Below are 12015 nucleotides of genomic sequence, written 5' to 3' on the forward strand. Positions count from 1 at the left end.
GGCTTTATTCGGACAAGATTCTGGTCCAGTCAGCCGCGACAGGAAGACGATAGGGAAAGACGGGAAAGCCGATCGTGCGACGCCTTTTGACAAGCCTCGTGATTGCCATGACCATTGCGGGTTCGGTTCCTGCGCTTGCGGCGCAGGCTGTTCCGCCCGGAAACCGTCATGCCGAGCAGCCGGATATTCCAGGCGCTTCGGTCCGCCGCACCAAGGGCACCAAGACGACCTTCGATATCAAATATGAGAAGGTCTACGACCTCCTGTCGACCGACCACGAGCTCCTGGGCAAGATCAAGAAGGTTTCGAACGCCTACGGCATCAATCCGATCCATGTGATCGGCGCGATCGTCGGCGAACATACCTATAACGTCGACGCCTATGACCGCCTGCAGGCCTATTATGTGAAGGCCGCTTCCTATGCCGGTCAGAGCTTCCGTTTCGCCTATGATGGCGAGAGCGTCGACGATTTCGTCGACCGGCCGCAATTTGCAGCCTGCAACGGCAAGAGCGATTCCTACACGCTCTGGACCTGCCGCGAGGATGTCTGGGAAAGCGATTTTCGCGGAAAGACCGTTGGTGGCAAGAGCTTCCCAAACAACCGCTTCAGCGCTGTCTTTTTCCAGCCCTTCTATGCCGGCCAGACCTTCGGCCTTGGCCAGGTCAACCCGCTGACGGCGTTGATGCTGTCCGACCTCGTATCCCGCGTTTCCGGCTATCCGAAGCTGAACGAGAAGAATGCCGGCTCGGTCTACAAGGCAATCATGGACCCGGACATCTCGCTTGCCTTCGTCGCGGCCTCCATCCGCCGGTCGATCGACGACTACAAGGAGATCGCCGGCATGGATATCTCCGGCAATCCGGGAGTGACGGCGACGCTTTATAATGTCGGCAATTCCCGCCAGCGCGCCGCAGCTATCGCCGCCAGGAACCGTTCCTCCGGCACGACGATTTGGCCGGAAGAGAATTATTACGGCTGGCTGATCAACGATAAACTGGACGAGCTGAAGGGCCTGCTCTAACCTCCAAGCCTGCCGGGAAGACGATATCTCGTGAAAGGCTATGCTCATGGACATGCGTCCTGACCCCTTCGTTCCGCCGGCACCGCTGCCGCGCACTGTGCCGCCGTCTCGGCTCGAGATCATCAGGATCATTTTCCGCAATCCGCTCGAGCTCTGGGGGGAGCCTTCCTATACGCTGCCGTGGATCCACACCAATTTCTTCGGCCAGAGAACGCTGATCGTCAACGATCCCGGGCTGATCAAGCACGTATTGGTCGACAATGCCAACAACTACCGCATGTCCGACGTCCGCCAGCTGGTACTGCGACCGATCCTGCGTGACGGACTTCTGACCGCAGAAGGTTCGGTTTGGAAACGCTCGCGCAAGGCTGTCGCCCCTGTCTTCACACCCCGTCATGCCAAGGGCTTCGCCAGCCAAATGCTGCGCCAGTCGGAAAGCTACGCCCGTAAATATGCCGATGTCGGAGAGGACTGCACGATTTTCGATATCAGCACCGATATGACGGAACTGACCTTCGCCATCCTCGCAGACACATTATTTTCCGGTGAGATCGTCACATCGAGCGGCCACTTCGCCGATGATGTCAACGAGCTGCTGCATCGTATGGGCCGCGTCGATCCGATGGATTTGCTGCGGGCGCCGTCCTGGGTTCCACGTGTGACGCGGATCGGGGGTCAGAAGGTCCTGGAGAAATTCCGCGCCATCGTGCGCAACACCATGGATATGCGGCTTGCCAAGATGAAAGCAGACCGCAGCACCGCGCCGAACGATTTTCTGACCCTGCTGCTGGAGCAGGCCGGTCCCGATGGCCTGACGAAGGACGAGATCGAGGACAATATCCTGACCTTCATCGGTGCGGGCCACGAGACGACCGCCCGCGCGCTCGCCTGGACGCTTTATTGCGTCTCCAACAGCCCGCATATCCGTGAGGCGATGGAAGCTGAAATCGATAGGGTGCTGGCGTCAGGCGCAGACCCGGTCGAATGGCCGGATCTGATGCCGCAGACCCGCGCCGCCTTCGAGGAGGCGCTCCGCCTTTATCCGCCGGCTCCTTCGATCAATCGCGCTGCCATTGCAGATGATTCCTGGACCAGTCCCAAGGGCGAGCGTGTCGAGATCGAGGCCGGCGTCACCGTGCTCGTCATGCCCTGGACGCTGCATCGCCATGAGCTCCATTGGGACCGGCCGCGCGCCTATATGCCGGAACGATTCCTGCCGGAAAATCGCGCTTCCGTCGGCCGTTTCCAGTTCCTGCCGTTCGGCGCCGGTCCGCGCGTCTGCATCGGCGCCACCTTTGCGCTGCAGGAGGCGGTTATCGCGCTGGCGGTCCTGATGCAGCACTACCGTTTCGATTCGACCGATCAGACGAATCCCTGGCCAGTGCAGAAGCTCACGACGCAGCCGAAAAATGGCCTTCCTATGCGCGTGACCCGCCGGACTGTTTCCAGGCCGGCATAAATCTTTCGAATTGTTGCCGAATTGACTGTGAATGAAAGCCGGGCAAAGTGGCAGCATGAAAAAGCTGCCACAGCAAGGGAGACACCGCATGAGCCGCATAGAAAAGAATGGTCTCTTCATCGAAGCCGTCCTTCATGATTTCCTCGTGAAGGAGGCATTGCCGGGCCTCGCATTCGATGCGGACAAGTTTTTCGCCGATTTCTCGGCGATCGTGCATGATCTGGCGCCGAAGAACCGCGCGCTGCTTTTGAAGCGCGATCAGCTACAGGCAAAGATCGACGACTGGTATCGCCGGAACGGCGCACCGACGGACATGGACGCCTATCAGTCCTTCTTGAAGGAGATCGGCTATCTCTTGCCCGAGGGGCCGGATTTTCAGGTTTCGACCGCCAATGTCGATGCCGAGATCGCCTCTATCGCCGGCCCGCAGCTCGTTGTTCCCGTCATGAACGCCCGCTACGCGCTGAATGCCGCAAATGCCCGCTGGGGCTCGCTCTACGATGCTCTCTACGGCACGGACGCCATTCCGGAAACGGACGGAGCCGAAAAGGGCAGGGGTTATAATCCCAAGCGCGGCGAGAAGGTCATTGCCTGGGTTCGCGATTTCCTCGATTCCGCTGCTCCCCTCGATGGCAGCTCCTGGAAGAATGTCGGCTCCTTCGCCGTCAGGAATGGCGCTCTGGCGATCGCTGCCGCAGACGGTAAAGCTTTGATATTGAAAGACGCCGGACATTTCGCCGGCTATGTTGGCGATGCAAACGCGCCTACGCACATCCTCCTGAAGAATAACGGCATCCATATCGAAATCGTGCTCGACGCCTCGACCCCGATCGGCAAGACCGATCCGGCGCATATTTCCGATGTCTGGCTGGAATCGGCCATCACCACGATCATGGACTGCGAGGATTCCGTTGCAGCCGTCGATGCCGAGGACAAGGTCGCCGTCTACCGCAATTGGCTCGGCCTCATGAAGGGCGACCTGCAGGAGGAAGTGACGAAGGGCAGCTCCACTTTCACCCGCAAGCTCAATCCCGATATCGCTTATACAGCGCCGGGCGGCCAGACCTTCGAACTGCACCGCCGCTCTCTGATGCTGGTGCGCAATGTCGGGCACCTCATGACCAATCCGGCGGTTGTCGACCGCGACGGCAACGAGGTGCCGGAAGGCATCATGGATGCCATGATCACCGGCCTTATCGCGCTTTACGATGTCGGCCCCTCCGGACGCCGCAAGAATTCGCGCGCCGGCTCCATGTATGTGGTCAAGCCGAAGATGCACGGGCCGGAAGAGGTCGCCTTCGCCGTCGAGATCTTCTCACGCGTCGAAGATGCCCTCGGCATGGCGCGCAACACCATCAAGATGGGCATCATGGATGAGGAGCGCCGCACGACGGTCAATCTGAAGGAATGCATCCGCGCCGCCCGCGAACGTGTCGTCTTCATCAACACCGGCTTCCTCGATCGGACAGGCGATGAAATCCATACTTCGATGGAAGCCGGTCCGATGATCCGGAAGGGCGACATGAAGCAGGCCGCCTGGATCGGAGCCTATGAAAACTGGAACGTCGATATCGGTCTGGAATGCGGACTTTCCGGCCATGCGCAGATCGGCAAGGGCATGTGGGCCATGCCTGATCTGATGGCCGCCATGCTGGAGCAGAAGATCGCCCATCCGAAGGCCGGTGCTAACACTGCATGGGTGCCATCGCCAACGGCCGCTACTCTTCATGCCACGCACTATCACCAGATCGATGTCGCCAAGGTGCAGGAAGGGCTGAAGGATCGCACCCGCGCCAAGCTCTCCGATATTCTCTCGGTGCCGGTCGTTGTACGTCCGAACTGGACGCCGGAAGAAATCCAGCGCGAGCTCGACAACAATGCGCAGGGCATTCTGGGTTACGTCGTGCGCTGGGTCGATCAGGGCATCGGCTGCTCCAAGGTGCCTGACATCAACAATGTCGGCCTTATGGAAGACCGCGCGACACTGCGGATTTCCGCGCAGCACATGGCGAACTGGCTGCACCACGGGATCGTCACGAAGGAGCAGATCGTCGAAACGATGAAACGTATGGCTGCCGTCGTCGACCAGCAGAACGCCGGTGATGCGACCTACATTCAGATGGCCGGAAATTTCGATGATTCGATCGCCTTTCAGGCGGCACTCGATCTCGTCCTGAAGGGAAGAGAGCAGCCGAACGGCTATACCGAGCCGGTCCTGCATCGCCGTCGCATCGAGTTGAAGGCGAAGCAGACCGCCTGAGTCTGAGCGTGCCGGATACAAGAAGGCCGGCGGACCCAAAAGTCCGCCGGCCTTCTTTATACCGAAATCAGCGCTTAGCTTATTGGATAACGATGACCTTGGAGGTGGTCTTGCCCGGACGGACGCGGCTGTAGAGATCGATCACGTCCTGGTTCATCAGGCGGATGCAACCGGACGAGGCGGCGGTGCCGATCGAAGCCCATTCCGGGGTGCCGTGCAGGCGGAAGAGCGTGTCCTTGCCCTCCTCGTTGAAGAGATACATGGCGCGTGCGCCGAGAGGGTTGGTGAGGCCGGGACCCATGCCGTCTTCGACATACTTGGCGATTTCCGGACGACGGACAGCCATTTCCTTCGGCGGGTGCCAGTTTGGCCATTCCTGCTTCCAGGCGACATAGGCCGTGCCGGACCACGCGAAGCCCTGTTTGCCGACGCCGATGCCGTAGCGGACGGCCTTGCCGTTGGGCAGGATATAATAGAGGTGCCGCTCGCGCGTGTTGACGATGATCGTGCCGGGGCGCTCGTCGCTCTGATAGCTGACGATCTGGCGGCGGAACTCCGGCTTGACGCGGTTGATCGGGATTGCCGGAAGGGAGTATCCGGCATCCGACGTCACGCCATAGGCGTCGTTGAAGATTTGTGCCGTCTGAACGGTCGGACCTGCGCCCTTGTCGTCGAGGGACGCGGAGTCGGACGTCGCGGAGCAGCCGGCCAGTGCCAGGGTTGCCAGCAGGCCAAATACAGGGAATGCATTGCGGATGCGCATGGATGACTCGTGAAGGTTTTGGGGCAAGGGAGGATAGTCTTTCGACCATCGTTGCTTATGGTTTATTTTCGATTAACTTTGCCTTTGCAAGCTGCTGCGGCGTGACAAAGTCCATCTGCGGCGCAAATTAAAAGCGCATGGCTTTTTTGCAACAACGGCCAACCCCGCTCGACGGTTATCCATGACGATTTTGAGTGTTTACAATAACAATCCGTTAATCGATGGCCGGCAATCGGACAGGGCGATGATGGTGCGTCGTGGCATGCAGATTTTGCTTCACGACATGCGCCACGCGGTGCTGCCGGAACTGCCGCTGGCAAGCGGACGCCGGGCCGATCTGATTACGATCTCTGAAAAGGGAGAGGTCTGGATCATAGAGATCAAGACGTCGATCGAAGACTTCAGGGTCGATCGCAAATGGCCGGATTACCGCCTGCATTGCGACAGGCTATTCTTTGCGACGCATAAGGATGTGCCCCTGGATATCTTCCCGGAAGAGTGCGGCCTTTTTCTTTCAGATGGTTACGGCGCGCATATGCTGCGCGAAGCGCCTGAACACCGGCTGCCGCCGGCGACCCGCAAGGCCGTAACGCTCAATTTCTCGCGCACGGCTGCTCAGCGACTGATGATGGCCGAATGGGCAAACGGCAAACCATTCAACGTCGACCACGTCTGATTATTTCGGTGCACGTTTGGCGAGGATGCGCTGCAGGGTGCGGCGATGCATGTTGAGCCGGCGCGCCGTCTCAGACACGTTGCGCTCACACATCTCGTAGACACGCTGGATATGCTCCCAGCGCACGCGATCCGCCGACATGGGGTTCTCAGGTAGTTCCGCCTTCTCCCCCGGCCGCTGCGTGAGCGCCGCAAACACATCATCTGCATCGGCGGGTTTTGCAAGATAATCCACAGCCCCGAGCTTCACTGCGGTCACGGCAGTGGCGATATTGCCGTAGCCCGTCAGCACGATGATTCGCGTGTCGTCGCGGCGCAGCCGAATCGCTTCGATGACATCGAGACCGTTGCCGTCACCAAGTCTTAGGTCGACCACTGCGTATTTCGGCGGCCTGCCTTTGGACTTCGCCACACCTTCCGCCACCGATTCTGCCGTTTCCACGTGAAATCCGCGCGCCTCCATGGCGCGTGCCAAGCGACGCAGGAAAGGCCCGTCGTCGTCGACGATCAGCAAGCTCGGGTCAGGCCCGATATGCTCCTGGTTGGAGCCTGCGGCAATCTCGTGGTTCTGGTCTGTCATCGCTACGGTCCCGGCGGTTGAATGTCCGAAATGCGTCAACCGCTTATATCCTGTTTATGCCGACAAAGTCATTTTGTCGAATTTGCGTCTATCAATATGCGTGGCCATTCGATTCGAATGCGGGCGCCGGCATTATCAGGATCGCGGTTTTCGAAAATCAAAGATGCCCCGGAGCGCTCCAGCAGCGTTTTGGCGATGAAAAGCCCCAGTCCGAGGCCTCCAGCCGTATCTTCTCTCTGTCGTTTGGTGACGTAGGGTTCGCCGATTCGCGTCAGAATTTCGGGCGCGTAGCCGTTGCCGTCATCCTCGATGACGATGAGCACCTTTTCGTGATCGTGCTCGATCGTGACCGTCACCTTCTCCCGCGCATAGTCGACGGCGTTCTCGATCAGGTTGCCAAGCCCGTACATAATGCCGGCGTTGCGGTCGGTTACAGGCTCCCCCCTGCGCGGGCTCTTTTCGATAAGCTCCAGCTTGATGCCGAATTCGCGGTGCGGCGCCACGATTTCCTCCATCATCGAGGAGAGGGGCAGCCGCCGCAAATGCGCTTCGCCCTCGGCAGAGAGCGTCGTCAGCCGGCGGAGGATGTCGCGGCAGCGTTCGCTCTGGCTGCGCAAAAGCTGCACATCCTCACGGAACCGGTCGTCATTTTTAAGTTCACGCTCCATCTCCTTGGCGACGACGCTGATCGTGGCAAGCGGCGTGCCGAGCTCGTGGGCTGCAGCGGCCGCGAGCCCGTCGAGCTGGGAAAGGTGTTTCTCCCGCTGAAGCACCAGCTCGGTTGCCGCCAGCGCGTCGGCAAGCTGACTTGCTTCCATCGATACGCGATAAGCATAGAAGGCTGCAAAGGCCATGGTAGAGGCGATCGAGCACCACACGCCGAATTGCATGACATTGTGGACGTTGATCTCCATCCCGTCGAACCACGGAAGCGGAAAGGGCGAGAAGGCAAGCACGGTAATGCAGACCATCGCAAAACCGATCAACGCCATGCTGTAGCGAATCGGCTGTGAGGCGAAGGAAATGATGACGGGCACGCAGACCAGTGCCGCAAAGGGATTGGCAAGGCCGCCGGTAATGAAGAGCAGGGCGCAGAGCTGCAGAAGGTCGAAACCAAGCAAAGCAAAAGCGGCGGGCGGCTCCAGCCGGTGCGTCGGCGGATAGCGAATCATCAGATAGAAGTTCACCCAGGCGAGAGCTGCAATCAGTGAGCAACTCGCAACCAGTGGCAGGGGGAATTTCAACAGAAAAGCGACGATGAACACCGTTACCGCCTGGCCGATGACCGCCAGCCATCGCAATCGCACCAGGGTCTGCAAACGCAGCCGGCGGCTGCTCAGCCTGTCTTCCTGTGTCTGGATTTCGGTCTTCTCGATCACGCCATGCTCCCACAGCATCGGCCCGCAAATCGTAATCGATTTTTGGAAAGCCTGATGCGTAGATTCAAAAGATAGAGCGTCCTTTGTGCGGCTGAACGGAAGCACGGCGCCCTACTGCCGGCGGATTATCTACCACGAGGCTTTGCCCTTGTCGTCGGCGCCGCCTCGTCAGGCTTCTCCGGCCAGGGATGCCTTGGATAGCGCCCCCGCATGTCCGCGCGCACATCTTTCCAAGAGCCCGCCCAGAAGCCCGGCAGGTCGCGGGTCGTCTGGATCGGCCTATGGGCCGGCGAAGTAAGCTCCAGCAGCAGAGGCAATCGTCCACCGGCGATTACCGGGTGCTGCTTAAGGCCGAAGAGTTCTTGTACCCGGATCGTCAGCGTCGGTTCTTCGCCGTCGTACTGAATCGGATGGCGCTGCCCGGTCGGCGCCTCGAAATGCGTTGGCGCAAGCCGTGCAATATCCCGCTGCAGATCGTGCGGCACGAGTGCCATCAGCCCGCTGGAGAGGCCGGAGGCAGAAATATCCGAAAGTCCTCTCGCCTCCGCCTGGAAAGGAATGAACCAGTCTTCCATGCGGTCAAGCAGTGCTTCGTCGCTCGCATCGGGCCATGGTTCGCCGATCGTCCGGTGCAGGAAGCTGATCCGTTCCCGAAGCTGCAGAGCCTCCTTGGAAAAGGGAAGCAGATCGAGCCCGAGCTCCTGCAATCCTTGCGCAAGCGCCCGTACCACCGCCTCGCCCGAGGGGCGTGGAAGCGGCGCTTCGTCAAAAACAATCGCGCCGAGTCTTGTGACCCGGCGTGCTCGCACCTGCCGGCTCTGCCTGTCGAAGAAGGTCTGGTCCTCCGTCCGGATTTCGCCCGGCAGCTCGGCTTCGACGTCGGCGCGGGAGACGCCCGCTGCCGCCAGAATTCTCCCCTGCGCGGCCCGGCCCGTCAGATCAGCAATGACGAGCATCTGGCTGCCGGCCAGCCGCTCGGTCTCCGCAAGCTCGGCGCCTCGGCCGTTCGCCATGACATACCGCCCGCGCGCGCCGCGCTGAAGTGCGATTCGATCCGGGAATGCGTGCAGCAGAAGCCTTCCTGCTAGCGCAGGTTCAGCACTCGAAGCCTTGTTAAGTCCCTCCGCCAACCGCACGGCGAGCTGGCGCGAAGCCTCAGCCCTTTCTCCTCTCTCGCTTTTGAACCGACGAAGGCGCTCTTCCAGATCGACACTGGGCCCGCCGAGCCCTTGCTCGGTCAAAAGCACGGAGATCAGCGCCGCCTCCTTGGCGTGACCCGATTCGCCAGCCGAAACCACCATGGCAGCCAGCCGCGGCGGCAGGGCAAGGTCGCGCATCAGCTTTCCCCGCGCCGTCAACGCGCCGTCTTTGTCCAGCGCCCCAAGCTGCGCCAGTAGCGCGCGTGCTTCCTTGATCGTCGTCTCCGGTGGTTGATCGGTAAAGGCGAGCGATTTCGTATCCTGAACACCCCAATGGGCAAGATCGAGCACGAGACCGGAAAGATCGCTCGAAAGGATCTGTGGGGGCGTGAAGGGTGGAAGTGCCGCCGTCTGGCCCTGATGCCAGAGGCGGATAGCGATGCCAGGTTCCGTCCTTCCCGCGCGGCCGGCGCGCTGATCGGCCGAAGCGCGCGACACGCGCACGGTTTCCAGCCGCGTGATGCCCGTCGACGCTTCGAAGACCGGCAATCGCTGCAGCCCGCTGTCGATCACGATCCGCACGCCGTCGATAGTGATCGAAGTTTCGGCAATCGATGTCGCAAGCACGATTTTGCGCGTACCCGGTGCCGCTGGGCGGATCGCCGCATCCTGCTCCTTCTGACTGAGGTTGCCGTAGAGCGGTGCAATCAGCGTCTCGGAGCCGAACCGCCCCTCAAGCCGTTCTGCCGTGCGGGTGATCTCCGCCTGGCCAGGAAGGAAGGCGAGAATCGATCCGGATTCGCTCGCATTAACACCGGTGATTGCCCGTACCATCGCGTCTTCTACTCGCTCGCCGCCCGGTCGGTCCTGATAGCGGATATCGATCGGGAAGCTTCTTCCCGTGCTTTCGATGACGGGCGGATGACCAAGCAGTGCAGCGACCCGCTCGACATCGAGCGTGGCCGACATCACAAGGATTCGAAGATCCTCGCGAAGCGCCGATTGAACGTCGAGCGCCAGCGCAAGGCCGAAATCGGCGTCCAGCGACCGCTCGTGGAATTCGTCGAAGATGACGGTGGAGACGTCAGGGAGTTCGGGATCATCGAGAATCATGCGGGCGAAGACGCCCTCGGTGACAACTTCGATCCGCGTTCTCGAGGAAATCCGGTTATCCAGGCGCATGCGATAGCCGACCGTCTCACCGATCTGCTCGCCAAGCAGAGAAGCCATGCGGCTTGCGGCGGCACGTGCCGCCAGCCGCCGCGGCTCCAGCAGGATGATCTTCCTTTCGCCACGCCATGGCTGGTCGAGCAGATGAAGCGGTACGAGCGTCGTCTTGCCGGCGCCTGGAGGAGCCGAAAGCACGGCTCGCTTCTGCTTGCCAAGCGCCGCACTGATATCGGGCAGCACATGCGAAACCGGAAGTTCCGGCAAAGAAGGCATGGTTTTCACGTTCGTCCTGTCGTCATTTCATAGGCAAGAATGGCCGCGGCAAGATCCTCGAGTGCGGCGCCGACAGACTTGAAGAGCGTAATCTCCTGAGCATTCGTCCGTCCTGTACGGGCGCCTGATATCAACTCGGCGAGCTCCCCGCGTATGTCGCTCTCTTTTAGCAACCCCTTCTCCAGCGGTTGGACAATATCGCCGCCTTCGCTGAGGGCGCCCGCCCTCGTGTCGACATAGACGGCCGAGCGCAGCACGGCGGTGTCGTCACTCTCGCGCATGCTGGGCTTGAAAGCGCCAACGAGATCGAGATGGGCGCCGGCCTTCAGCCATTCGCCGTAAACAAGCGGCTCGCTGGAAAGCGTTGCGCAGGAAACGATGTCGGCTGTCCTTACCGCCGCTTCGAGATCGTTCACCGCTTCGGTCTGGAGGCCAAGAGCTCGCGCTTCCTCAGCAGCCTTCTCCGCCGCTTCGCGATTGCGGCCCCATATACGGTAGCGCTGGATCGGCCTGACTGTCCCGTGTGCCTGCATGAGATTGAGTGAAAGTCGGCCGGTGCCGCAGACCAGTACCTCCTCGGCGTCCGGCCGGGAGAGGTAGCGTGACGCCAATGCCGAAGTTGCAGCAGTACGCCGCGCCGTCAATTCTCCACCGTCGATGACAGCCAGCATCTGCCCTGTTGCTGCCGACGAAAGCAGATAGCTTCCAAAGATCGCTGGCAGGCTGCGGCGAACATTGCCGGGAAATACCGAAACCGTCTTGATCCCCGTATATCGTCCGGGAAGCCACGCGGGCATCAGCAGCAGCGTGGCATCCTCTTCTCCTGGAACCTGCATATCGTGATGATGGCGGGCGGGCATAACGCAATCGCTTCGAAACATCGCTTCGATCGCATCGATGAGCGGCTCCCAAGGCAGCGCTGACCGCGTCTGGTCTTCATCGAGGACAAACATTCTGAACTCCGCAAAAGCATGGATATATGCGTGTCAACCTACCGATTGGATCGGCCGGGGCAAGCGGCCTGGTAATCCGGCAGGCGCATGTCCATATAAAAGCTGCACCCAAAACCGACGTTGATCAGCCGGAATCAACAAAAATCGATCCGAAACAGGGTGATTTGGACAAGCGATCTCGCGCCAACAGCGGGAGCGCATGAAAATGCAAGCAAAATCAACCTGTTACAAAAATGTCAAAAAAGTTGGATTGGTGGTGTTGACTGTTTTGGTTTGGTGGGATTATAAGCCCACTCACTGACGAGGGCGGCGGCGCTGCTGGCGACGAAGTTTCTCGTTCTT

At 60.3% G+C, this 12015-nt stretch carries 9 protein-coding genes; 4 read left to right on the forward strand and 5 right to left on the reverse strand.

Annotation, left to right across the window (positions count from 1 at the left end):
- The first annotated feature begins 74 nt into the window (after positions 1-74).
- The 3 genes from JNB85_RS27260 (at position 75) to JNB85_RS27270 (ending at position 4741) form a co-directional block, all read left to right on the forward strand.
- Complete coding sequence (locus tag JNB85_RS27260) at positions 75-1022, forward strand: DUF1402 family protein (protein ID WP_220337536.1); 948 nt, start codon at positions 75-77, stop codon at positions 1020-1022.
- 46 nt (positions 1023-1068) lie between these two features.
- Complete coding sequence (locus JNB85_RS27265) at positions 1069-2481, forward strand: cytochrome P450 (protein ID WP_220337537.1); 1413 nt, start codon at positions 1069-1071, stop codon at positions 2479-2481.
- An 88-nt stretch (positions 2482-2569) separates the two neighbouring features.
- Positions 2570-4741, forward strand: a complete 2172-nt coding sequence (locus tag JNB85_RS27270; protein WP_220337538.1) for a malate synthase G — start codon at positions 2570-2572, stop codon at positions 4739-4741.
- Positions 4742-4820: 79 nt separating this feature from the next.
- Here JNB85_RS27270 and JNB85_RS27275 read toward each other — a convergent pair whose 3' ends face one another.
- Positions 4821-5504, reverse strand: coding sequence for a L,D-transpeptidase (locus tag JNB85_RS27275; protein WP_183749670.1), 684 nt, complete (start codon positions 5502-5504; stop codon positions 4821-4823).
- Positions 5505-5685: 181 nt separating this feature from the next.
- Between JNB85_RS27275 and JNB85_RS27280 the strand changes: the two genes are divergently transcribed.
- The gene (locus JNB85_RS27280) at positions 5686-6180 is read left to right on the forward strand and encodes an MmcB family DNA repair protein (protein ID WP_220337539.1); all 495 of its coding nucleotides are present in this window, start codon (positions 5686-5688) and stop codon (positions 6178-6180) included.
- Here the strand turns inward: JNB85_RS27280 and JNB85_RS27285 are convergent, their stop codons facing one another.
- The 4 genes from JNB85_RS27285 to lhpI all read right to left on the reverse strand — a co-directional run bounded on the left by JNB85_RS27285 (position 6181) and on the right by lhpI (position 11673).
- The gene (locus JNB85_RS27285; protein ID WP_220337540.1) at positions 6181-6759 is read right to left on the reverse strand and encodes an ActR/PrrA/RegA family redox response regulator transcription factor; all 579 of its coding nucleotides are present in this window, start codon (positions 6757-6759) and stop codon (positions 6181-6183) included. It abuts the gene before it with no gap.
- Positions 6760-6827: 68 nt separating this feature from the next.
- Positions 6828-8138, reverse strand: a complete 1311-nt coding sequence (locus JNB85_RS27290) for an ActS/PrrB/RegB family redox-sensitive histidine kinase (RefSeq protein WP_420852296.1) — start codon at positions 8136-8138, stop codon at positions 6828-6830.
- 125 nt (positions 8139-8263) lie between these two features.
- Positions 8264-10720, reverse strand: coding sequence for an ATP-dependent helicase HrpB (gene hrpB, locus JNB85_RS27295; RefSeq protein ID WP_220337542.1), 2457 nt, complete (start codon positions 10718-10720; stop codon positions 8264-8266).
- Between the two features lie 5 nt (positions 10721-10725).
- Positions 10726-11673 (reverse strand): bifunctional Delta(1)-pyrroline-2-carboxylate/Delta(1)-piperideine-2-carboxylate reductase, encoded by a 948-nt coding sequence (gene lhpI / locus JNB85_RS27300; RefSeq protein WP_220337543.1) that lies wholly within the window; start codon positions 11671-11673, stop codon positions 10726-10728.
- Positions 11674-12015 lie beyond the last annotated feature (342 nt).

Source organism: Rhizobium mesosinicum, from assembly GCF_019511345.1.
GTDB classification, from domain to species: Bacteria; Pseudomonadota; Alphaproteobacteria; order Rhizobiales; family Rhizobiaceae; genus Rhizobium; species Rhizobium mesosinicum.